Origin of the sequence: Massilimicrobiota sp. An134 (assembly GCF_002160815.1) — a bacterium.
GTDB classification, from domain to species: Bacteria; Bacillota_I; Bacilli_A; order Erysipelotrichales; family Coprobacillaceae; genus Allocoprobacillus; species Allocoprobacillus merdigallinarum.
In genome coordinates, this window is record NZ_NFLH01000006.1 from 75,642 (window position 1) to 98,103 (window position 22,462).

The following is a 22,462-nucleotide window of genomic DNA, read 5'->3' on the forward strand; positions in this document are numbered from 1 at the left end:
TGTTTTTCCTCTCTTATTGGTGGGAGGCCATTTATGAGAGAATTCTATGAGCGATGTACAATTATATATGATGATTATCGTACTGCTATACCATCGTATGCAGCTGCGGCCTTATCTTTTTATCTTCTGTTGCTGTTAATACCAGCATTTACATTGATTGCAATAGGAACATCACTGTTTAATATTGATATGACTATCTTACAGAATATTATTGAACAATTTGTAGTCAAAGAATATGCACAAATGCTGATAGATATTTTACAGTCACGTTCTTTTAATACTGTTGCCTTTGTCACAATCCTTGTATCTATTTATACAGTATCAAGAGGTGTTGGTAACATATATGAAATTAGTAAACGTATGTATCACCCAGAAACAGAAGAAACTATTTTAGGGTATTATATATATACAATTAAAGTAACAATTTATCTGTTATTGTTATTGATTGGTGTCATCGCAATCACAGCAATTGGTCCTTTAGCGTATATTTTTAATTTTTTATATTCTTATGCGGGTATTCGTCATATTTTATTATATGCTTTGATTTGTTTTTGTTTGACGGGCATTTATATGATTGTACCAAGAATGAAAATTCATTATAGCGATGCTTTTCAAGGGGCATTGGTTGCCAGTGTATTACTATTGATATTATACTATGCATTGAGTTTTTATTTTCAAATTGCTGATTATCAGTCCGTATATGGACCATTGGCTTCTATTGTAATTGTTTTGTTTGTTTTTAACTGGACTGCCGAATTTTTCTATGTTGGCATGTATATTACAAATATATTATATTTCAGGAGGATCTCTGATGAGAAAAGAAAGAGTAGAAATAAAGAAATTGGGAATTAATGGTGAAGGAATAGGGTATATTGAAAAAAAGATATGCTTTATTCAAGATGCTTTGCCAGGTGAAATTGTAGATGTTGAAATCATTGAAAGAACACGTCAATTTACAAAGGGAAAAGTTGTCAGATATATTCAAAAGTCACCATATCGACAACCATCAGTTTGTAAAGAGTACACCAATTGTCAAGGTTGCGCTTTAACAACGCTTGAATATTCAAAGCATTTATCATTTAAAAAAGGATTATTGAAAGATGCCTTAAAGAAATACACACATTTTGATGTAGAACGTTTACCTATTCAAAAAACAATAAAAGCACCTGAAACTTTACATTATCGTCAGGTTGTGTCTTTGCCTATAACATATTTTAAAGGAAAAGTACATGCTGGAATTTTTCAGCGTGAAACAAAATATTTAACTTTAATGAATCAATGTTCAATGCAAGATTCATTGATCAATACATGTATTCAAAAAATTGAAGATATTTTAAATGAACATCATGTCAGAGATTATAACGATAAAGTTAAAAAAGGTTTACGCTTTATGCGTATGCGAAATATTGATGGACAAATTCAAGTTTTATTTGTGACTGGACAGGATGGCATGAAACAGGAAGTCATCAATGATATTAGTCAAATTCCTGAAGTGAAAAGTATCTGGTATACAATCAATACAACACGTTATCAGCAATTTGAAATGCAAGGATATAAAAAGGCTTATGGACAATCTTATTTGCCATTCCAGTGTTTTGATCAGAAGTATTTATATTCGATAAAATCTGAATTTCCTGTTTATCCTCAAATGGAAAAAATAAAACTTGATACAATTCGTTCTTTATTATCTGAAAATTCAAAGATTTTATCATTGAATTGTGGAATAGGTTTATTAGAACTTTCTTTAAAACAAAATATTGTTGCTGTTGATGAAAAGAATTATCATATTCGTGATGCAAAAGAAAATGCAAAATTCTTGGTTAAAGATAATGTTCAATGGATTTGTCAAAATGTTCATGAAGCATGTATTCAACAATGCAAGAAGAATCATTTTGATGAAGTGATTGTAAGAAGTTCTGAATTAAGTGATGCTTTTAAACAAAGTTTTATCTTATCAAAAATAAAACATATTATATATGTCAGTGATCACCCATCTTCTTTAGCGAAAGATTTAGAAGAATTGGATAAATATTATCGTATAGAAAAGATCATTCCTATAGATACATATCCATATTCTGCCAAATTTGATACAGTGGTTAGTCTGATTAGAAAATAGTTTCCTTTTATGGGAAACTTTTTTTGTGAACATTTTGTGAACATAGGATATAATTCTATTTCCAAATACATAAAAAAATGCTATACTATACTAGTATTTTAAAGATATGGAGGGATATAATGTCAATTTTATCTGGAAAAGGAAAAGTAAAGTTAGATGGCCAAAAAGGCTTAACTAAAGATAAACCTATTTTGACTATCGAAACACCTGACGTTATTTATGTTCCCCTTGTTTTAGGAGTTGCAACAGATTTTGATGTTCATGTTAAAGAAGGAGATCATGTCTGCATTGGAACAAAATTGGCAACACGTAAAAGTATGTACGTTCCAATTTATTCTCCAGTTTCTGGAACAGTTAAGGGAATAGAAAAACGTATGCATGCTTCAAAGCGTTTACAAAATCATATTGTGATTGAAAATGATCATAAAGATGAAAGAGTAAAAGCATATGAAGTCAGTGATCCTGATCATATGAGTCAGGAAGATATTATTAAAGCCATTAAAGAATTGGGAATTGTTGGATTAGGTGGTTCTGGATTCCCAACATATGTTAAATATGAAAATGTTCAAAACATTGAAACAATTTTAATTAATGGTGTAGAATGTGAACCATTCTTAACAAGTGATCATGTCGCTATGAAGAGAGATATTAAAGCACTTTTTGATGGGACACATTATTTAATTCAAGCTGCGGGAGCTAAAAAAGCCATTATTGCTATTAAGGAACATAAACCTGATTTAATGGAACTCTTAGTAGAAGAAGCTAAAAACTATGATAACATTGAACCACGTGAAGTTCCTGATCGTTATCCTATGGGATGGGAAAGAGTATTGATTCGTACAGTCTTTAAAAAGGAATATGATCGTTTACCTGCTGAAATAGGTGTTATTGTCAATAACTCATCAACAGCAATTGCTGTTTCTAAAGGAATTCGTCAAGGCGAAGCAATTACACGTCGTGTTGTGACATTCTCTGGAAATGGTTTGAAAGAACCACAAAATGTTGATGTCGCAATTGGAACACCAGTTAATTATATTGTTGAAAAAATTGGTGGATATATTGATGAAGATTGTGATGGATTCTTAGTTGGTGGTGGACCAATGATGGGAAAATCTGTTATGAATGATACATTTGTAATCTATTCTCATAACAATGCCATTACAGTTATGAAAAAAGAAAATATTCAACCATTACCATGTTTGAAATGTGGTGAATGTACATTGCACTGTCCAATGCATTTGCAACCTGTACGTATTATGCAGGCAGAAAAGGCAGCCAATGTTGAACTTATTGAAAAATTAGATACATCTCGTTGTGTTGAATGTGGTATGTGTACATATATTTGTCCAAGTAAGATTGAAGTGACAGATATGGTTGCAAAAGCAAAACGTCGTTACCAGTTAGCACAAAGAAAAAAGAGTGCGTAGGGAGGGTGAAGATTAATGAAAATTACTTTACAAAGAACATCACCAAATTATAGACAAAAGCTCTCTACACATCGTATTATGAGAGATTTGACAATTGGTCTTTTGGTGCTAGTTGCTTATTCTTTATATTATTATTACTATAACTTTACAACAAATGATCCATTGATGCATGTTGCATTGATGTATATTGTTTCTTTGGTTGTTGCGATTGCAACTGAAGCTGTATGGGCACTTATTCATAAAGAAAAAGTTCTCACTTATTTGAAAAATAGTTTTGCATGGGTAACAGCTATTATCTTTACATTAACATTGCCAGCTGGAACACCTTTATATGTGACAGCTATTGGTTCATTTATTGCTATATTCTTTGGTAAATTAGTTTATGGTGGTTTTGGACACAATATCTTCAATCCAGCTTTAGTTGGTCGTGTTGTTGTACATTTGGCTTATGGTGCAGAACTGATTGCAAATATTCCTGATACTGTAAATGGTATTGATATTGCAACAAAAGCAACACCAACAACAATGTTGGCTGGAACTTCATGGCTAGGTGGAGAAAGCTTCTCTTATACTTTAGGTGATTTATTCTTCGGTAATCATACTGGTGCTTTAGGAGAAACTTGTATTGTATTGATTTTAATTGTTGGAATTATATTAGCTATCAGAAAAGTTTATGATGCGAGAATTCCAGTTGCTTATATGGGAACAATCTTAGTTTTAGCTGAAGTGTTTGCTTTAGTGAATGGATTAGATCCTATAAGTTATCCATTAATTCATTTCTGTTTAGGTGGAGCAATGTTTGGGGCTGTCTTTATGGCAACGGACCCAGTTACATCACCATCTAGTCCGTTAGGAAAGATTATTTATGGTATTTGTTTAGGATTTTTAACAATGATTATTCGTTTAAAAGCAAATTATCCTGAAGGTGTATTATTCTCAATTTTAATGATGAATATGTTAACACCATTAATTGATTCATTTGTTTTAGGTAGAACTGACCAAAATGTTGGTAAACAATGGGCTGCTATTGGTATTAGCTTAGTTGTAGCTGTTGCATGTGTCTTTGGTATTAGCACAGGTATTAAAAATGATGTTGCTGCAGCTGAACAGGAAGCATTAGAAGCTCAAAAAGCAAAAGAGGAAGAAGAAAAGAAAAAGGCTGAAGAAGAAGCTAATAAAGTTCAATGGACATATCTTGAAACAACTGATGATGGATATGTCATGCAAGTTAATGGATTTGGTGGAAGTGCTAATCCAATGAAAGTGGCAGTTAAAATTGATGGTGATACAGTTGAATCTGTTAAAGTTCTTGAATACGCTGGTGAAACAGGTGGATTTGGAAAAGATTTAATCGAATCAGGAACAGGTGGAAATTTAAATGAAAAAGCCAAAACTTTCTATGATCAAGTGTTAAATGGTAGTCTTTCTACAAGTGATGTTGATGGTATTGATACATCAACAGGTGCGACAGTCACTTCAAAAGGAATTGTCAATGCTATAAAAGGTGCGATTGAACAAGCTCAAAAAGCACCGGTTGTTGATGGTGATACTTACACATATACTTTAACAGCAAAAGGATTCGGTGGAGATGCTAATCCAATGACAGTTAAAGTTTCTGTGAATAAAGCAAATGAAACTGTCACAAAAGTAGAAGTTGTTGAATACGCTGGAGAAACAGGTGGATTTGGAAAAGATTTAATCGAATCAGGAACAGGTGGAAGTTTAAATGAAAAAGCAAAAACTTTCCATGATAATGTTTTAAATGGCGAAACAAAATGGGCTGATGTTTCTGGAATTGATACATCAACAGGAGCAACAGTTACAACAAAAGGAATTGTCAATGCTATTCAGGAAGCTATTGATCAAACAAAGTAGGAGGGAAATAAGATGAAAAATATTGTTAAATTAACTGTTTTCCTTGCAATTGTGGCTGGCTTAGCTGGAGGCGCTTTGTCATTTGTTAATGGCATGACAGATCCCATTATTCAAGAACAAAAAATTGCCAGTGTTAAGGAAAATTTAGTCAAAATTTATTCTAGTGGTGAAGAATTTAAAGCTTTAGATGTTTCTTTAAGTGATTATCCTGCTTTGGTTTCAGTATATGAAGCCGATAAAGGTGGAAGTGCTGTAGGATATATTTATGAAACTGCTGCTCAAGGATATGGTGGAGAAGTTAAAGCTTTGATTGCTTTAGATAAAGATGGAACATATAAAGGATTACAGATTATTGATTGCAGTACTGAAACAAAAGGTATTGGTGATCAAGTTGCTGGTGAAGCATTTATTAGTAGTGTTGTAGGTAAGAACATTGGTGATTCTATTGATACAATTTCTGGTGCTACAATTTCTTCAACAGCTGTTGTTGAAGGAATTGAACAAGCAACACAACATTACAATGAAAACTATAAGTAAGGAGGGAACATAGATGAAGAAATTTGATATATTTAAAAAAGGATTAATTGCTGAAAATCCAATCTTTGTTTTATTGTTAGGTCTATGTTCATCCCTAGCAATTACAACTTCATTAACAAATGCAATTGGTATGGGAATGGCTGTTATTTGTGTTTTGTTAATGAGTAACTTTATTATTTCTTTATTAAGAAAAATCATTCCTAACGAAATTAGAATACCTGTATTTATTGTTATTATTGCAACACTTGTTAAATGTGTTCAAATGCTTATGAATGCATATACACCTGCTTTGTATGAATCATTAGGTGTTTTCATTCCTTTAATTGTTGTCAATTGTATTATTTTAGGAAGAGCAGAAAGCTTTGCTTCTAAAAATGGTGTTGTTGACTCTATTTTAGATGCTTTAGGAATGGGGCTTGGATATACATTTGCAGTTGTGATTATTTCATTCTTTAGAGAATTAATTGGAACAGGTGGTTTATCATTATATAATCCATTTGATGCAAGTCAGATTATTTTCCAATTTAGTTTCTTTAGTGATTATGCAATCAGCTTGTTTACTCAACCTGCTGGAGCCTTCATTACTTTAGGAACAATTCTTGCGTTTATTCAATTCTTAAAAGTAAGAAAAGCTAATAAAGCAAAGAAAGCGGAGGTCAAATAGTTTATGGAATTAGTAAGTTTATTTGTAGGTTTAACGTTTGTTAATAACGTTGTATTAAGTAAGTTTTATGCTATTTGTCCATTATTAGGTGTTTCTAAGAAACCTAAAAATGCTTTGAACATGGGATATGCTGTTACATTTGTCATCTTCTTAGCATCAATTATCACATATCTTTTATACTATTATGTATTAACTCCATTAAATATTACTTATTTGGATTTAATTACATTTATCTTGGTTATTGCGTCTTTAGTACAATTTGTTGAAATGTTCTTGAAAAAGACAAGTCCAGAAATTTATAAATCAATGGGTGTCTATTTACCTTTGATTACAACAAACTGTGCTGTATTAGGTGTAGCATTAGATAATATCAGTGCTGGTTATACATTTATTGAAGCTATGGTTGCAGGTCTTGCAGTACCAATTGGATTTACAATTGTTATTTATGTTTTTGCGACAATTCGTGAAAGATTAGACATTGCAAATGTTCCTGAAAGCTTTAAAGGAACACCAATTGCATTAATTACTGCTGGTATTATGGCATGTGCTATTGCCGGAATCGCAGGTCTTGTTTAATGACTATTTGGGCAATTATTTGGCTAGTTATTTTAATAGCCATCTTTATTGGAACATATTTATTAAATAAACACACACCAAAACCAGAAGGGTGTGAAGATATGAGTGAATGTGTAGGATGCAATAACATTGCTTGTTCTCATCACAGTGCTCATCATAAGGAGGAAGTCAAAGATGCAGATTAGTGCTATTTTAGCATTGCTTGTTATTGGAGCTGTACTTGGATGTGTTTTGGGTATAGCGAATCAATATCTTCGTGTTGAAGAAGATAACCGTATCAGCGATGTTACAGAAATGTTGCCAGGTGCCAATTGTGGTGGTTGTGGTTATCCAGGATGTGCTGGTTTTGCTGGTGCTTTGGTTGAAGGAAAAGCATCAAAAGTGTCTGCCTGTGTTGTCAGCAATCAGGAAACAAGAGAAAAAATTGCAAATTATTTAAATGAAACACCTGGACCAGATGGAAAAACAGTAAACGTTTCAATTTAAATGTTTCATATGGAAATTGACTATGAAGTGTCAATTTCCTTTTTTTATATTTTTGTTTTGAGTGATCATTTTAAAAATACTGGACTTCTTATATATTAATGCTTTACATTCAAAAAAATGTGTATTATAATACTGTTCGTAACCGAACAATGGAGGTGGTACGATGTTTAGAGATCCAATTGGATATCGTATTAAAACATTAAGCAATTTAATGAAAAGAAATATGGATAAACATTTGGGACCCCAACATGATAGAGCGACAATGATGCAAACCTGGATCATTGGTTTTGTTCAATTAAGAGACAGTGAAGGTAAAGATACTTTTCAAAAGGATATTGAAGAGGAATTTTCTATTAATCGTTCAACGACTTCTGAAATGCTGACCTTGATGAATAAGAGGGGGTTGATTGAACGTGTTCCTGTAGATTATGATGGACGTTTGAAAAAAATTGTTTTAACCAAAAAAAGTTTAGAGATTCATGAATGGATTAATCAGGCTATGATGCAACTTCATGATAAATTAACTGATGGTTTAACAACTCAACAAATTGAAACATTTATAGATGTTGCGGATCATATGATTCAAAATATGTCTAAAAATGAACAGGAATCTACAGATTAGCAATCGTGTTGGTTACAAAATCGTTAAAGAAGGGGTGGTTATATGGTTATTAAAACATTGATGAAACAAATCAAACAATATAAAAAAGATTCTTTTTTAACAATGTTTTTTGTTATCGTCGAAGTTATTTTGGAGATTTTGATTCCTTTGTTAATGGCAAGAATTATTGATTTAGGAATTGAAGCTGGAAATATTAATGCTGTATATAAATATGGATTTATCATGTTTATTATTGCAATTGGAACTTTATCAACTGGTTTTTTAGCTGGGAAATATGCTGCAAAGGCTTCAACAGGATTTGCTGCTAACTTAAGAGATGGAATGTATACAAATATTCAATCATTTTCATTCTCTAATATAGATAAATATAGTACTGCTGGACTTGTTACACGTTTAACAACAGATGTGACGAATGTTCAGATGGCTTATCAGATGATTATTCGTATGTGTATTCGTGCACCAATGAACTTAATTTGTGCGCTGACAATGGCTTTTATGATTAATCATGAATTAAGTTTGATTTTTGTTGGAGCAATGGGATTCTTAATTATTGTTTTAGGATTTATCATGATTACAGCGACACGTTATTTTAATCAGGTCTTTCCTAAATATGATGATTTAAATGAAAGTGTTCAAGAAAATGTTGTCGCTATTCGTGTTGTCAAATCATTCGTCAGAGAAAAATATGAAAATGAAAAATTTAAAAGAGCTGCACAAAATATCTATCGTTTATTTGTAAAGGCTGAATCTGTATTGGCTTTAAATAACCCTGCTATGATGACAGCTGTTTATGGATGTATTTTACTTTTATCATGGTTAGGAGCAAAGAGTGTTGTTGGTGGAACTCTAACAACAGGAGAATTGACGACATTATTTAGTTATATTATGAATATTTTGATGTCATTAATGATGTTATCTATGGCATTTGTTATGATCACAATGTCATTTGCTTCAGCAAGACGTATTGCCGAAGTTTTAAATGAAAAATCAGATTTGGTTTCTCCTGAAAATGCCTTAAAAACAGTGAAAAGTGGATCTGTCACTTTTGATCATGTGACTTTTTCTTATAAACATGGAACAGGTGAACCAGTACTTAGAGATATTGATATCCACATTCACTCTGGTGAAACAATTGGAATCATTGGAGGTACAGGAAGTGCCAAAAGTACCCTTGTCAGCTTAATCAGTCGTCTTTATGATGTTGATCGAGGAAGTGTTATTGTTGGTGGTGAAGACGTTAGAAAATATGATTTGGAAGTATTAAGAAATGAAGTAGCTGTTGTTTTACAAAACAATGTCTTATTCAGTGGAACTATTTTACAGAACTTAAGATGGGGAAATGAAAATGCGACTTTAGAAGAATGTCAGGAAGCATGTCGTTTGGCTTGTGCTGATGATTTTATTCAAGATTTCCCTGATAAGTATAATACTTATATTGAACAAGGTGGAACAAATGTTTCTGGTGGACAAAAACAACGTTTATGTATTGCCAGAGCATTGTTAAAGAAACCAAAAATATTAATTCTGGATGATTCAACAAGTGCTGTTGATACTGCGACTGATGCAAGTATTCAAAAATCATTTGAAGAACGTATTCCAGATACGACAAAAATTATTATTTCACAGCGTGTATCAAGTGTGCAAAATGCAGATCGTATTATTGTACTAAATGATGGTGTTATTGATGATTTTGATACACATGAAAATTTATTAAAAACAAGTGGTATTTATCGTACAATATATGAAACACAGACAAAAGGAAAGGAGGAAGCATAATATGAAAAAACAAAATGTTTTAGCACGTCTTTTAAAGAAAGTCTTTAAACGTTATGGTTTGGCTATAGTTATTGTTTTAATATGTATTATTGGACAGGCCATTTGTAGTGTACAGGGCCAGGTATTCCAACAAAGATTAATTGATGATTATATTATGCCTTTAATAGGGCAGCCTTCTCCTGATTTTTCTGGATTGTTTTCTGCTCTTTCTGTTATGGCTTGTTTCTTTTTGGCAGGAATTGTTTTTGCTTATGCCTATAACCGTATTATGGTTACTGTTACACAAGGTTTCTTACGTGATTTACGTGTAGAAATGTTTGAACACATGGAATCATTACCAATTCGTTATTTTGATAGAACAACTCACGGAGATATTATGTCTGTTTATACAAATGACATTGATACTTTAAGACAATTAATTAGTCAATCTATTCCACAGTTTACTTCAAGTGCTATTACAATTATTACTGTTCTTATATCAATGTTAATGTTAAATGTGACTTTAACATTAATAAGTGTCATTATGGTTTGTATTATTCTCTTTATTTCACGTTCTATTGGAAGACGTTCAGCAAAATATTTTATTAAACAACAAGAAACATTAGGAAAAGTCAATGGTTATATTGAAGAAATGATTTCTGGACAAAAAGTTGTTAAAGTATTTAACCATGAAGAAAAAGCTATTGAAGGTTTTAGAGATATTAACGAAGAATTACGTCAAAGTTCATATCAAGCTAATAAATTTGCCAATGTTTTAATGCCAGTTACCATTCAGGTAGGAAATATGTCATATATTTTATGTGCGGTGATTGGAGCTGTTTTGGCATTATCTGGTTTTGAATCTTCATTAACAATTGGAACACTTGTTGCATTTATGACATTGAATAGAAGTTTTAATAACCCAATTGGACAAGTGTCTATGCAAATCAATTCTATCGCTATGGCACAAGCTGGAGCGAAACGTATTTTTGAATTGCTAGATCAGGAAAAAGAAGTAGATGAAGGTATCGTGACATTATGTCGTGTAGAATTTGTTGATGGAAAAATGGTGGAAACTGATAAAAGAACAGGACATTGGGCATGGCGTCATCCAAGAGCAAACGGTGAAGTAGAATTGGTTGAAATGAAAGGTGACTTGAAATTAGAAAATGTCAACTTTGGTTATTTTGATGATCATATGGTTTTACATGATATTGATGTATTTGCTAATCCTGGTGAAAAAATTGCTTTTGTTGGAGCAACTGGTGCCGGTAAAACAACTATTACAAACTTAATTAATCGTTTTTATGATATTCAAAGTGGAACGATTACTTATGATGGTATTGATATCAAATTAATTAAGAAAGATGATTTACGTCGCTCATTAGGTGTCGTATTGCAAGATACACACTTATTTACAGGAACTGTTATGGATAACATTCGCTATGGACGTTTAGATGCGACTGATGAAGAATGTATTGAAGCTGCTAAACTTGCTAATGCAGATGCTTTTATCAAACATCTACCTGATGGCTATGATACAATGTTAACTGGAGATGGAGCGAATCTTTCTCAAGGGCAACGACAATTGATTGCGATTGCTCGTGCTGCAGTTGCGAATCCTCCTGCTTTAATCTTAGATGAAGCTACTTCATCTATTGATACAAGAACAGAAACTCTTGTTCAAAAGGGTATGGATGGATTAATGGAAGGAAGAACAACATTAGTTATTGCCCATAGATTATCTACAATTAAAAATAGTGATTGTATTATGGTTCTTGAACATGGTCATATCATTGAAAGAGGTAACCATGAAACATTGATGAAACAAAAAGGTAAATATTATCAATTGTATACAGGAGCTATTGAAATGGATTAAGGTCTTAGGACCTTTTTCTTTTTAAGCACATTCGTTGTAAAAATAAGAAGTCTATGTTAAACTCTGTATGTAATCAAAAAAAGAAAACTATAATAAAATAAAGGAGGGCATTTTATGTCAGAAGTTTTACATGTTAACAGTCAGGAATTTGAAAATGTTATTGCTCAAAATGATGTTGTTTTTGTAGATTTTTTTGCAAACTGGTGTGGACCATGCAAAATGTTAGCTCCAAGTATTGATAAATTGGCACAGGAACATCCTGAAGTCAAAGTTGTGAAAGTAGATGTAGATCAGGAACCTTCTCTTGCAATGCAATTTGGTGTACAATCTATTCCAACATTGATAACTTTTAAAAAAGGACAAGCTGTCAATCGTCAATTAGGATTTGTTCCTTATGAAACTTTAGAAAATATGTTGAAATAAAAAATATCTCCTAGATTTTTTCTGGGAGATATTTTTTAAGTCTTTTTTTTCCTTCGTCTGATAAAACAATATCTGTTTCAGCAAAGTATTGGGCTAAGACATCAGCGTCTTTAAGAATCTCACTATATGCATCATCAACTTTATCTTTTTCACTATGTCTAGCAATGGCTTGTTGAATAATAGCTTTTTCATCATCCTGAAATTCACTTAAAATACTACTGATCCATTCACTACATCTTAGACCATGCTGGAATGAGGAATGTTGAGTGAATTGAATGTAGTCATGAAATAATCCAATGATGCCTGCAAGTTCAACATCTAAGTGATGTTCTAAGGCAAGTTTCTGACATAAAGTAGAGACTTGAATGCTGTGTAGTAAAGCTTTTTGCTTATAAATACCATGACATTGTTCTTCAATATGTGTAAAGAAATAGTCTTTTAATGTTTCATAACGATTCATCTTCTTAACCCCTTTGGATATAAGTTTTTAGCTAAGCCTTGACTTTCTTTATAAAAAGAAAGAGGATAATCTTCTACAAAAATGACACCATAACCTTTGTGGTTTGATCCCTGGATGGCTTCTCCATGCAAATACTGTTTGATTTCATCATCATTTTCATGAAAACGATAAAACTGTTTGACGTCTTTTTGAGTTAATGTTAAAGCTAAAGCAAGACTTGGTTCAAATCTGTTTTTCTTACATTCCCCTAGATAAAGTCCATTGCGTAAAACACGTATTCCTTGTAAATCAGGGAATTGAGGCATGAGAGCATAAATATGATTATGATTGTCATAAAGATAATCAGGAGTAGGAATGTTGAGATATTTCTGATAAAATTCATCAACCAGTTTTTGATTTTGTTTAGAAATATGAGGTTTCATAGGCTTGTATTTTTTAGATACAGACTGACCATTTTTTTGAATGCAGGCAATGAAATGTCCCTCGCCCTGATAATGATGCGGATATAAACGAACAACTCCATCTAGTCCAATGCCATTAGCCATTCCATGACTTCTTTTGAGTGGCTTTAAACAACAATCATATCGTTCAAGAATATATTTGATCTGTTCTTCATTTTCTTTTGTATTATATGTACAGGTAGAATAAATCAGTGTTCCTCCAGGCTTTAATAATTGCATCGCCTGATCAATCAATTGTCGTTGAATATAGGCACATTCCTGTACTTTTTCAGGAGACCATGTTGTGATAGCCTGCTCGTCTTTTCTAAACATTCCTTCACCACTACAAGGTGCATCTAAAATGATTTTATCAAAAAATTCAGGAAGAATTTTTGTAAATTGAATAGGATCACAATTGGTTACAATGGTATTTTTTAAACCAAATCTTTCAATATTTTCAGAAAGAATTTTGGCACGCAATGTATTGATATCATTGGTAATCATTAAACCTTGAGGACCTAATCGACTAGCTACTGCACAGCTCTTTCCTCCTGGAGCACCACACATATCTAAGATATAATCATCTTTTTGAATATCTAAAAAATGAGCAACAAGCATGGCACTTGGTTCTTGAATATAATACAAACCACAAGAGAAAAAAGGAGATTTTCCTAGTGGGTATTTTTCATAATCAAAATAATATCCATCTTGTACAACTGGATGAGGAGAAATAGCATCCTGATTGAAATAATGTAAACAATCCTTTTTTAAAGGATTTAAATAAAAAGCTTTAACAGGAGGCTTTTGTAATGATTGTATAAAATCATCATATTCATCTTTTAATATTGTTTTCATTTCATTTTTAAATAATTCATTCATTTTGTTCACCAATGCTATTATACAAGTGAAAAATGTCTATGTAAACTAGAAAAGATATGTTAAAATAAGAAACGGTGATGGTATGAAAAGGTGTCAATGGGCATATAATGAGCGTTTAATCGCTTATCATGATCATATATGGGGTATTCCTCAACATGATGAAACGCAATTATATAAAATGTTAGTTTTAGAAGGCTTACAGGCAGGACTGAGCTGGGATATTATTTTAAAAAAAGAAGAATTATATGATAAGGCTCTTGATCATTTTGATTATCATCGCATTGCCTTATATGATTCAAAAAAATATGATGAGTTAATGCAAACAGAAGGATTGATCAAGAACCGTTTAAAAATGAAGGCAATTATAACGAATGCCAAAGCTTTTCTTGAAATTCAAAAACAATATGGAAGTTTTGATTCTTTTATATGGTCTTATGTTGATTTTCAACCGGTTCAACATCATTATCAGACATCACAGGATGTTCCATCAAGTGATGATCTGTCTATACAAATCTCTAAAGATTTAAAAAAACATGGTTTTTGTTTTGTAGGTCCAACAATTATATATAGTTATTTGCAGGCTATTGGTATATATAATGATCATGAAATAAATTGCGATTTTTATTGATTTTTAAAAAGATATGTAATATAATAAATAAGCAATTTGATTTGCCTGAGTGGCGAAACTGGTATACGCACAGCACTCAAAATGCTGCGACCTATGTCATGTCGGTTCGAGTCCGACCTCAGGCACCAATTGAATACAAAATCATGGAAAAGATTTCTTTTTCATTAACATGAAGGTATCGAACAAGATAAAGAATTTTGTTCGATATTTTTTTATGGCTCAGGACATATTTTTATACACAAGATGATGAAATTGGTTTGACTGATAGCTATTTCAAGGATTTTTGCGTGATAGATTTTCATATAAAATTCGACAGGATAAAAGAAAAAATGACTATATTTGATAATATTCTTGCAAAAAAATGACGAAAAAGTGAAGAAAATAGATCAAAAACATATGTTATTCTATGAATATTTTGGAAATATTGTAAAATAAAATCAGGAGGTGTAAAAATATGTTAGAAAATCATATTTTTGAATGTGTTGATCATATTTATGATGATATTATTTTAAATGGATCTGATGAATTAAAAGATATTATTCGTCAATTTGAAGATGTAGCAGGAGATGAAAGTCCTTATTTTTTAAAGAAAGGTATTATGTTAGCCATGACATTATGTTTGAATCAGCTTCAATTTCAGGATGAATTGTTTGAAGGTGTTTTACAGGAATATTTAGAACATATGATGGAAGCTATTCCTGAAATGAAGAAAACAGTTATATGTCGTATTGTGGTTAGAGAGTTAGAAAAGTATATTCATCGCCAGGTACGTATCCCTTATCATATGCCTTTAGATGAATTAGCATATTATATATTAACCATGTTTCAGGCAGAGGGTACTCATCTTTTTACATTTATAACTGATCAGGGAAAATTTGGTTGTGATCAATGTGATGAAGAAATGTTAGATGATTATGCATCAGATGTTTTCTTAGATGAACTAGATTTGAAAAAGGGAGATACTTTTTCGTTATGGTATGATTTTGGTGATGATTATATATTTGATATTCAGATTCAAGATATTGAACAACACCCAAATGTACAAACTCTTCATGATATAGAAATTATGGCTGGAGAAGGCTTTGGTATTTGGGAAGATGAACATTCACTTTTGGATATGTATTATCATGATAGACAAGCTTTCGTTGAGCATATTCAAGATTTAGGTTTGAATTTGGATGACTTTATTTTTGAAGAATTTGATGTAAATACAGCAAATGGTGCTTTATTTGATGATTATGAATTTTTAAAACATGCTTATATGTATGATGAATATGAAATGTAATGGTTTGTGTTTTTGAATGGAGACTATAAAAACGTGATTTGAGGATGGAAAATAAAGATAAAATAGATATTCTGTTGATATTGAAAAAAATATTTGACAATATAAAAAAGCTTGTTATAATGTATTAGTGCAATAAATGATAGCAGCACATAGAGGGTTAGCCCATGCGTTTGTGACAAAGGGATGTAGAGTATCTTGCTGCAAAGAGAAATACTTAGTACAAACACACCCTAACTGATCTATGCATGTTGTTGTTTTATGCCAAATAAAACAATAGGAGGAAAGAAAATGTCACGTTATACTGGACCACAATGGAAAAAATCTAGACGTTTAGGTTTTTCAACATTAGAAACTGGTAGAGAATTAGCAAGAAGACCATATGCACCTGGTCAACATGGTCAAAAAAGAAAGAAATTAACAGAATATGGATTACAATTAGCTGAAAAACAAAAAGTAAGACATATGTATGGAGTTAATGAAAAACAATTCCATAACACATTCAAAAGAGCTGGAAAAATGGAAGGAGTTACTGGTTACAATTTCTTCTGTTTACTAGAATCTAGATTGGATAATATTGTTTATAGATTAGGTTTTGCAACAACAAGAAGACAAGCAAGACAGTTAGTTAACCATGGACATATTTTATTAAATGGAGTTAAAACTGATATCGCTTCTTGTCAAGTTAAAGTTGGAGATGTTATTTCTGTTAAAGAACGTTCTCGTTCATTAGAAATTATCAAAAACGCTTTAGCTTCTCAAACACATGTACCAGGATTTGTTGAAGTTGATGCTGATAAAATGGAAGGTAAATTCATCAGATTACCTGAAAGATCAGAATTAAATCAAGAAATCAATGAATCACTTATCGTTGAATACTACAACCGTTTAGGATAAGATGATCAATATCAAAGTATTGGACAGTTATTTTGTTCAATACTTTTTTCTTTTGATGGCAGTATATCTCTTGTCTATGTAGGATTTTGGAAAAAGATGATGAAATACCTTTCTATTTATGATAAAATAAAACTTAGGAAAAGAGAGGAATTTTAAATGATGGATAATATTATGAGATTGATTGAACAAATAGGTATACGTAATCTCATTTTTATAGGTATAGGTATTGTTGCGCTTGTAATACTACTTTTATTTTATAGGGGAATGAGATTAAGAAAATATAGGAAATTAATTGTGGATGTAGAAAATCGCATGAATGGCATTAAATCACTGCCATTACAATATCGTTTAGGAAGAGTCCACAGTATTTCTAAAAATATGCCAGAGGTTCTGGAAAAATATGAAGAATACGCTCAGGAATTTGAACGTATTACAGATTATCAGAAAAATCAATTAGGTGTATTGGTTAATGAAGTAGATGAACAGCTTTTTTATGGTAAACTTAGAAAAATATCTTCTAAAATGAAAGAATTAGAAAGCATGCTGAAAATCTATGAAGATGATTCTCAAGCTTTACTGGCAAAAATTGAAGAAATTACTGAAATTGAGAATGTTCAAAGAATTGAAATTATTCGTGTGAAAGAAAAGTATCGACAATTGATAGATCACTATGAAACAATCCGTTTTAAAGTAGAAGATTTTGTTAAGGGCATTAAAAATATTTTTAATAATCTTGATGATTCTTTTGTAAAGCTTGAAGATATGATGAATAATCAGAGGTTTGAAGATGCTAAAAATTTAACACAGGATATTGATAAAAAAGTAGACTGGTTAAATGCCCGATTACAGGAGTTACCTGATTATATCGCTATTGTCAGACAGTATATTCCTAAAAAGATTCATTATTTGGATAATTTGATTAAAGATATGTCTAATGGAGAATTTGCGTTAGAAAAGTTAAATGTATCTGCACGTTATCAGGCCATCCAATCCACTTTAGAAACAACAACTCAACATATTCAACAATTACAATTAGAAAATGTTGGCGAAGTCTTACAGAAATTAGTTGATGATATTGATGCTATTATTAAAGATTTAGAAGTTGAAAAACAATCATATGATGATTTTAAAACAAAATGGGATGAATCTTATACAGTTATTACCCAGATTTATGATCAGTATAAACAAGCTTTAATTGATCAGAATCGTATTGAAAATTTATATTTGATTAATGAAGATTATGTTGATATTCAAGAAAAATATAAAGACTTTGATCAGATTTTAAGAGAATCTTATGATTTAGAAGAAGAAATGAATGCAGGTAATTTTTCTTACTTACAAATGATTGACAAAGTTGAAAAGATAAAAAATGCAGCTTTAACTCATCAGGATGACTTAAATTCATTCTTTGCATTTCGTGATCATTTATATTTACAGGAACAGCGTGCTATTGATGAGTTAGAAAATATTAATATTGTATTATTGGAAATCAAATCTGAAATTAAGAATAAACACTTACCTATGATCAATGAATCTTACAAAGATTATATTCAGGATTCATACGATAAAGCAGCACAGATTCAAGCCTATCGTATGCACCGTCCAGTGGAATTATCTGAATTATCTAAACGTGTTGATAGTGCAAGAGATATTATTTATAAATTATATGATAATGTCCATAACTTAATTGTCACAGCTGAAATGGTTGAAGAAGCTATTGTTTTTGGAAATCGTTATCGTTCTACTTTTTTAGAGGTGAATACTGAATTAACAAAGGCAGAAGTCTTATTTAGAAATGGTGAATACACAAAAGCTCTATCAACTGCAGTAGATATTATTGAAAAGATTCAGCCAGGTTCATATGAAAATTTAATTCAAAAAACAAGCGAAAAGTCCTAATTTGGACTTTTTTAGTGGCTTTTTCTTAATAAAAATGGTATATATACATATAATGAACTATGGAGGAAAGATATGATTTATTTAGATTATGTATCAACAACACCATTGAACCAAGAAGTGAATCATATGTATCAGTCATTATTAAATGATTATTTTGCTAATGCTGATTCGTTATATTCTTTAGGATTAAAAACAAGTGCTTTAATGGAAAAATCAAGAGAATTAACAGCACAATTATTACATGTTTTACCAGAAGAAATTATTTTTACAAGTGGTGCCAGTGAATCTAATAGTGCAGCTATTAAAGGATGTGCTTTTCAATATCAAAATAGAGGAAAACATATCATTACAACCGCAGTAGAACATTCCAGTGTTTATCAGTCATGTATTCAATTAAGAGATGTCTTTGGTTTTGAAGTTGATTTTATATCAGTAGATGCTTCAGGAAATCTTGATTTAAAACAGCTGGAAGAAGCAATCAGACCAGATACAATTTTAATCACGATGATGTATGTGAATAATGAAGTGGGAATGGTTTTTCCTATTGAAAAGGTTTATCAGATGATTCAAAAGATCAATCCAAAAATAAAATTACATGTCGATATGGTACAGGCTTTAGGAAAGATGCCTATTGAACTCACTCATGTAGATTTAGCGAGTTTTTCAGCACATAAAATTTATGGATTAAAAGGAAGTGGTGTTTTATATAAAAAAACATCTACGTCATTAGTTCCATTAATTAATGGTGGTCAGCAGGAACATCAATTGCGTGGAGGAACATCTAATACAGCTACACATACAATGTTTGCGAAAACATTAAGATTAGCTCTAGAAAATTTAGAACAGAAATATCAATACGTGACTTCTTTGAATCATTATATAAGAGAACAGCTCACTCAGATACCTGATATTGTCATCAATACACCTAGTGAGCATGTTTCACCATATATTCTCAATTTTTCATGTGTAGGGTATAAACCAGAAGTGATTTTACATGCTTTAGAAATGTATGAATGTTATGTATCAACCAAAAGTACCTGTTCATCTCATAAAAATGATATTTCAAGAACATTACAGGCGATGGGAATTCGAGAAGATATTGCTAAAAGTGCGATTCGTATTAGTTTTTCTCATCATACGACACAAGATGAATTAGATGAATTTTTATTTTATTTAAAGAAAACTTTAAAAACTATTAAGAAACAGAGGTAATTGTCAATGGAATGTAGTCATATTTTAGTCAGATTTGGAGAACTAACAACAAAAGGGAAAAATCGTAAACTTTTTATTCGTAAATTAACACAGAATACAAAGGAAATATTAAAAGAGTTTTCACATTTAAGATATGAAATGTCTTTTGATCGTTTATATATTATGTTAAATAATGAGGATCCAGAGGCTGTATGTCAGAAGTTACAGACAGTCTTTGGCATTTATTCTTTTTCAGTTTGTTATAAAGTGGAAAGTGATTTAGAAAAAATAAAAGAAGTATGTTTACAGATTGTAGAGAAAAATGAAGGGCATACTTTTAAAATCAAAACAAAGCGTAATGATAAGGATTATCCACTTCACTCACATGATATCAATACGGCTATTGCTGGATATATTTTTCATCATACATCAAAAGAGTTAAAAGTAGATGTTCATCATCCAGAAATATTAATACAAGTTGAATTGCGTAAAGAATGTACCTATGTTATGGATAATGTGATTCAAGGTGCTGGTGGTTATCCTGTTGGTATTGGTGGAAAAGCTTTATTGATGTTATCAGGTGGGATTGATTCACCAGTTGCCGGATATTTAACATTAAAACGTGGCGTTGATATTGAATGTATTCACTATGCTTCACCGCCATATACAAATGAATTGGCAAGAGAAAAAGTATTAGATCTTGTTGATGTTTTAAGACATTATACTCATGGAAAAATCACTGTACATATTATACCTTTTACAGATTTGCAGTTAGCTGTATATGATCATTGTGATGAAAGTTATGCGATGACAATTATGCGTAGAATGATGTATCGAATTGCTGAAGGAGTGGCACATCAAAATCAATGTTTAGCATTAGTGAATGGTGAAAGCATTGGACAAGTGGCTTCTCAAACTTTAGAAAGTATGTCTGTTATTAATGAAGTGATTCATATGCCAGTTATTAGACCAGTTGCTTGTATGGATAAATTAGAAATTATTGATATTGCTCAAAAAATTGGAACATATGATATTTCTATTCGACCACATGAAGACTGCTGTACAATTTTTACACCAAAGCAGCCTGCTACAAAACCAAAAAGCTATAAAGCTGAAGCATTGGAAGAAACATGGGATTATCAAACGATGATTCATGAATGCATTGAACAATGTGAAACAATTGTTATTGATGATCATTATAAAGAAGTAGAGGATTTATTTTAATGAATGATGAAATTTGGGATTTGTATACGCAGGATCGAGTAAAAACAAATCAAAAGATGATGAGAAGCGAGAAGATTCCTTCTCATCTTTATCATCTTGCTGTTCATATTTGCCTTTTTAATGACCGAGATGAAATGTTGATACAACAAAGATTTAAGAAAAGAAAAACATGGTCAGGATTATGGGATATGAGTGCTGGTGATAGTGCATTGATGAATGAAACGAGTTATATGGCAGCTGAAAGAGAAGTTTATGAAGAATTAGGTATTCAATTATCTTTAAAAGATATAAGACTTTTTTGACAATTCATTTTGATCAAGATCTTGATGATATTTATCTTATCCGTTATCTTGTCAATATTCAAAATTTAGTTATACAAGATGAAGAAGTACAAAATGTGAAATGGGCAAGTCTTGAAGACATAACAAATCTTTTGAAACAAGAAAAATTCGTTCCATATCATCAAAATCTTATATCATTATATTTTGAAATGAAAAATAAACATGGAGCACAAAGATTATAAATATAAAAAGTTTTTTTTATTTTGAATATATATGATGTTTTGTTAATTTATAACCGATTATTCAAGTCAGGTTGCTATGTTGAAAGGAAATCTTATATGCAAAAGTTATTAAAAGATATATCGACTCAATTTCATTTGCTACCTAAATGGGAACAAAGAATCTCATGGTGGTATGTTATCTCGGTAAGTTTGATTTTAGTACAATATTTCATCAATCGTCAATTAGATATTCATACATATTTTCACCCATTTATAAGTATAATGATTAATATACTTGTGATTATAGATATTTTTCTTATACCTGTTATTCTTGTGGTTATAGAGATATTAAGTGAAAAAATGAATTTATTACTTAAATTGATTCAAATCTTTTTATCAATTGCAGGGGTAGGTATAATAACACTTATCTTATCTATGATGTTCTTTATGACGAATAAATCTGCAATCAGTAGTAATACTGTAAATATTTCTTTTAGTAATAATAAAGTTTATATTGAAAATGGTGTGTGGCTAGAGAGTAGAAATCATATTGATGTATATCAAATTGAAAATTTAATTTTTATAAAAATCTAACCCTAGATAAATGTTGGTAACTATATTTAAAATATATTGATTATATGGTCTTAAATGAAAATTCATTTGTAAAGTCACTATATCTTAGCTCACACATGGAGTTCAT

Annotated in this window: 24 protein-coding genes and 1 tRNA gene; 23 read left to right on the forward strand and 2 right to left on the reverse strand. The window is 31.1% G+C overall.

The window, feature by feature from the left end; all coding sequences use genetic code 11:
• Window positions 1–33 precede the first annotated feature (33 nt).
• The 13 genes from B5E79_RS04340 (at window position 34) to trxA (ending at window position 12,360) form a co-directional block, all read left to right on the forward strand.
• The gene (locus B5E79_RS04340) at window positions 34–852 is read left to right on the forward strand and encodes a YihY/virulence factor BrkB family protein (protein ID WP_087242976.1); all 819 of its coding nucleotides are present in this window, start codon (window positions 34–36) and stop codon (window positions 850–852) included.
• A complete protein-coding gene (gene rlmD / locus B5E79_RS04345) occupies window positions 812–2,116 on the forward strand; it encodes a 23S rRNA (uracil(1939)-C(5))-methyltransferase RlmD (RefSeq protein WP_087297109.1) in 1,305 nt (434 codons plus the stop codon). The genes B5E79_RS04340 and rlmD overlap by 41 nt, the downstream gene beginning before the upstream one ends.
• A 119-nt stretch (window positions 2,117–2,235) precedes the next feature.
• Complete coding sequence (locus B5E79_RS04350) at window positions 2,236–3,543, forward strand: RnfABCDGE type electron transport complex subunit C (RefSeq protein WP_087297110.1); 1,308 nt, start codon at window positions 2,236–2,238, stop codon at window positions 3,541–3,543.
• A 15-nt stretch (window positions 3,544–3,558) separates the two neighbouring features.
• On the forward strand, window positions 3,559–5,418 hold the full coding sequence (locus tag B5E79_RS04355) for an RnfABCDGE type electron transport complex subunit D (protein WP_087297111.1): 1,860 nt from the start codon (window positions 3,559–3,561) through the stop codon (window positions 5,416–5,418).
• 12 nt (window positions 5,419–5,430) lie between these two features.
• Window positions 5,431–5,955 (forward strand): RnfABCDGE type electron transport complex subunit G, encoded by a 525-nt coding sequence (locus B5E79_RS04360; RefSeq protein WP_087242969.1) that lies wholly within the window; start codon window positions 5,431–5,433, stop codon window positions 5,953–5,955.
• Between the two features lie 13 nt (window positions 5,956–5,968).
• The gene (gene rsxE / locus B5E79_RS04365) at window positions 5,969–6,619 is read left to right on the forward strand and encodes an electron transport complex subunit RsxE (RefSeq protein ID WP_087242967.1); all 651 of its coding nucleotides are present in this window, start codon (window positions 5,969–5,971) and stop codon (window positions 6,617–6,619) included.
• A gap of 3 nt (window positions 6,620–6,622) precedes the next feature.
• Window positions 6,623–7,195 (forward strand): electron transport complex protein RnfA, encoded by a 573-nt coding sequence (locus B5E79_RS04370; protein WP_087297112.1) that lies wholly within the window; start codon window positions 6,623–6,625, stop codon window positions 7,193–7,195.
• On the forward strand, window positions 7,195–7,380 hold the full coding sequence (locus B5E79_RS04375; protein ID WP_087297113.1) for a hypothetical protein: 186 nt from the start codon (window positions 7,195–7,197) through the stop codon (window positions 7,378–7,380). The genes B5E79_RS04370 and B5E79_RS04375 overlap by 1 nt, the downstream gene beginning before the upstream one ends.
• Complete coding sequence (locus B5E79_RS04380; RefSeq protein ID WP_087242961.1) at window positions 7,370–7,681, forward strand: (Fe-S)-binding protein; 312 nt, start codon at window positions 7,370–7,372, stop codon at window positions 7,679–7,681. Before B5E79_RS04375 ends, B5E79_RS04380 begins: the two co-directional genes overlap by 11 nt.
• Window positions 7,682–7,844: 163 nt before the next feature.
• The gene (locus tag B5E79_RS04385; RefSeq protein ID WP_087242959.1) at window positions 7,845–8,303 is read left to right on the forward strand and encodes a MarR family winged helix-turn-helix transcriptional regulator; all 459 of its coding nucleotides are present in this window, start codon (window positions 7,845–7,847) and stop codon (window positions 8,301–8,303) included.
• A gap of 42 nt (window positions 8,304–8,345) precedes the next feature.
• Complete coding sequence (locus B5E79_RS04390; protein WP_087242957.1) at window positions 8,346–10,079, forward strand: ABC transporter ATP-binding protein; 1,734 nt, start codon at window positions 8,346–8,348, stop codon at window positions 10,077–10,079.
• A 1-nt stretch (window position 10,080) separates the two neighbouring features.
• A complete protein-coding gene (locus tag B5E79_RS04395) occupies window positions 10,081–11,937 on the forward strand; it encodes an ABC transporter ATP-binding protein (protein WP_087297114.1) in 1,857 nt (618 codons plus the stop codon).
• 114 nt (window positions 11,938–12,051) lie between these two features.
• Entirely contained in the window at window positions 12,052–12,360 is a 309-nt protein-coding gene (trxA, locus tag B5E79_RS04400) for a thioredoxin (protein ID WP_087242953.1), read from the forward strand.
• Between the two features lie 10 nt (window positions 12,361–12,370).
• Here the strand turns inward: trxA and B5E79_RS04405 are convergent, their stop codons facing one another.
• On the reverse strand, window positions 12,371–12,820 hold the full coding sequence (locus B5E79_RS04405; RefSeq protein WP_087242950.1) for an HD domain-containing protein: 450 nt from the start codon (window positions 12,818–12,820) through the stop codon (window positions 12,371–12,373).
• Window positions 12,817–14,139, reverse strand: coding sequence for an RsmF rRNA methyltransferase first C-terminal domain-containing protein (locus B5E79_RS04410; protein ID WP_087297115.1), 1,323 nt, complete (start codon window positions 14,137–14,139; stop codon window positions 12,817–12,819). The genes B5E79_RS04405 and B5E79_RS04410 overlap by 4 nt, the downstream gene beginning before the upstream one ends.
• Window positions 14,140–14,221: 82 nt before the next feature.
• On the opposite strand from B5E79_RS04410, the gene B5E79_RS04415 reads away from it, so the two are divergent.
• The 10 genes from B5E79_RS04415 (at window position 14,222) to B5E79_RS04455 (ending at window position 22,356) form a co-directional block, all read left to right on the forward strand.
• On the forward strand, window positions 14,222–14,767 hold the full coding sequence (locus tag B5E79_RS04415) for a DNA-3-methyladenine glycosylase I (RefSeq protein WP_087242944.1): 546 nt from the start codon (window positions 14,222–14,224) through the stop codon (window positions 14,765–14,767).
• A gap of 43 nt (window positions 14,768–14,810) precedes the next feature.
• Window positions 14,811–14,895: transfer RNA gene (locus tag B5E79_RS04420), tRNA-Leu, on the forward strand.
• Between the two features lie 326 nt (window positions 14,896–15,221).
• Complete coding sequence (locus B5E79_RS04425) at window positions 15,222–16,052, forward strand: IS1096 element passenger TnpR family protein (RefSeq protein WP_087297116.1); 831 nt, start codon at window positions 15,222–15,224, stop codon at window positions 16,050–16,052.
• Between the two features lie 288 nt (window positions 16,053–16,340).
• A complete protein-coding gene (gene rpsD / locus B5E79_RS04430) occupies window positions 16,341–16,946 on the forward strand; it encodes a 30S ribosomal protein S4 (protein WP_087242940.1) in 606 nt (201 codons plus the stop codon).
• Between the two features lie 264 nt (window positions 16,947–17,210).
• Window positions 17,211–18,845, forward strand: a complete 1,635-nt coding sequence (locus B5E79_RS04435; RefSeq protein ID WP_241147448.1) for a septation ring formation regulator EzrA — start codon at window positions 17,211–17,213, stop codon at window positions 18,843–18,845.
• Window positions 18,846–18,917: 72 nt separating this feature from the next.
• Complete coding sequence (locus B5E79_RS04440) at window positions 18,918–20,057, forward strand: cysteine desulfurase family protein (protein WP_087297117.1); 1,140 nt, start codon at window positions 18,918–18,920, stop codon at window positions 20,055–20,057.
• Between the two features lie 6 nt (window positions 20,058–20,063).
• A complete protein-coding gene (gene thiI / locus B5E79_RS04445) occupies window positions 20,064–21,260 on the forward strand; it encodes a tRNA uracil 4-sulfurtransferase ThiI (RefSeq protein WP_087297118.1) in 1,197 nt (398 codons plus the stop codon).
• Window positions 21,260–21,562 carry an NUDIX domain-containing protein gene (locus B5E79_RS13800; RefSeq protein WP_241147449.1) on the forward strand — a complete coding sequence of 101 codons (303 nt, stop codon included), beginning with the start codon at window positions 21,260–21,262 and terminating at the stop codon, window positions 21,560–21,562. Before thiI ends, B5E79_RS13800 begins: the two co-directional genes overlap by 1 nt.
• Window positions 21,559–21,783 (forward strand): NUDIX hydrolase, encoded by a 225-nt coding sequence (locus tag B5E79_RS13805; RefSeq protein WP_241147450.1) that lies wholly within the window; start codon window positions 21,559–21,561, stop codon window positions 21,781–21,783. Before B5E79_RS13800 ends, B5E79_RS13805 begins: the two co-directional genes overlap by 4 nt.
• A gap of 96 nt (window positions 21,784–21,879) precedes the next feature.
• Window positions 21,880–22,356 (forward strand): hypothetical protein, encoded by a 477-nt coding sequence (locus tag B5E79_RS04455; RefSeq protein ID WP_087297119.1) that lies wholly within the window; start codon window positions 21,880–21,882, stop codon window positions 22,354–22,356.
• The last annotated feature ends 106 nt before the right edge of the window (window positions 22,357–22,462 follow it).

Excerpts from the sequence above, each read along its gene's own strand:
- B5E79_RS13800 (WP_241147449.1), top strand. The coding sequence starts at position 21,260 with ATGAATGATGAAATTTGGGATTTGTATACGCAGGATCGAGTAAAAACA.
- B5E79_RS04415 (WP_087242944.1), top strand. The coding sequence starts at position 14,222 with ATGAAAAGGTGTCAATGGGCATATAATGAGCGTTTAATCGCTTATCAT.
- thiI (WP_087297118.1), top strand. The coding sequence starts at position 20,064 with ATGGAATGTAGTCATATTTTAGTCAGATTTGGAGAACTAACAACAAAA.
- B5E79_RS04390 (WP_087242957.1), top strand. The coding sequence starts at position 8,346 with ATGGTTATTAAAACATTGATGAAACAAATCAAACAATATAAAAAAGAT.
- B5E79_RS04435 (WP_241147448.1), top strand. The coding sequence starts at position 17,211 with ATGAGATTAAGAAAATATAGGAAATTAATTGTGGATGTAGAAAATCGC.
- B5E79_RS04360 (WP_087242969.1), top strand. The coding sequence starts at position 5,431 with ATGAAAAATATTGTTAAATTAACTGTTTTCCTTGCAATTGTGGCTGGC.
- B5E79_RS04405 (WP_087242950.1), bottom strand. The coding sequence starts at position 12,820 with ATGAATCGTTATGAAACATTAAAAGACTATTTCTTTACACATATTGAA.
- B5E79_RS04350 (WP_087297110.1), top strand. The coding sequence starts at position 2,236 with ATGTCAATTTTATCTGGAAAAGGAAAAGTAAAGTTAGATGGCCAAAAA.
- trxA (WP_087242953.1), top strand. The coding sequence starts at position 12,052 with ATGTCAGAAGTTTTACATGTTAACAGTCAGGAATTTGAAAATGTTATT.
- B5E79_RS04370 (WP_087297112.1), top strand. The coding sequence starts at position 6,623 with ATGGAATTAGTAAGTTTATTTGTAGGTTTAACGTTTGTTAATAACGTT.
- B5E79_RS04355 (WP_087297111.1), top strand. The coding sequence starts at position 3,559 with ATGAAAATTACTTTACAAAGAACATCACCAAATTATAGACAAAAGCTC.
- B5E79_RS04380 (WP_087242961.1), top strand. The coding sequence starts at position 7,370 with ATGCAGATTAGTGCTATTTTAGCATTGCTTGTTATTGGAGCTGTACTT.
- B5E79_RS04410 (WP_087297115.1), bottom strand. The coding sequence starts at position 14,139 with ATGAATGAATTATTTAAAAATGAAATGAAAACAATATTAAAAGATGAA.
- B5E79_RS04425 (WP_087297116.1), top strand. The coding sequence starts at position 15,222 with ATGTTAGAAAATCATATTTTTGAATGTGTTGATCATATTTATGATGAT.
- B5E79_RS04385 (WP_087242959.1), top strand. The coding sequence starts at position 7,845 with ATGTTTAGAGATCCAATTGGATATCGTATTAAAACATTAAGCAATTTA.
- B5E79_RS04340 (WP_087242976.1), top strand. The coding sequence starts at position 34 with ATGAGAGAATTCTATGAGCGATGTACAATTATATATGATGATTATCGT.
- B5E79_RS04375 (WP_087297113.1), top strand. The coding sequence starts at position 7,195 with ATGACTATTTGGGCAATTATTTGGCTAGTTATTTTAATAGCCATCTTT.
- rsxE (WP_087242967.1), top strand. The coding sequence starts at position 5,969 with ATGAAGAAATTTGATATATTTAAAAAAGGATTAATTGCTGAAAATCCA.
- B5E79_RS04395 (WP_087297114.1), top strand. The coding sequence starts at position 10,081 with ATGAAAAAACAAAATGTTTTAGCACGTCTTTTAAAGAAAGTCTTTAAA.
- B5E79_RS04455 (WP_087297119.1), top strand. The coding sequence starts at position 21,880 with ATGCAAAAGTTATTAAAAGATATATCGACTCAATTTCATTTGCTACCT.
- rpsD (WP_087242940.1), top strand. The coding sequence starts at position 16,341 with ATGTCACGTTATACTGGACCACAATGGAAAAAATCTAGACGTTTAGGT.
- rlmD (WP_087297109.1), top strand. The coding sequence starts at position 812 with ATGAGAAAAGAAAGAGTAGAAATAAAGAAATTGGGAATTAATGGTGAA.
- B5E79_RS04440 (WP_087297117.1), top strand. The coding sequence starts at position 18,918 with ATGATTTATTTAGATTATGTATCAACAACACCATTGAACCAAGAAGTG.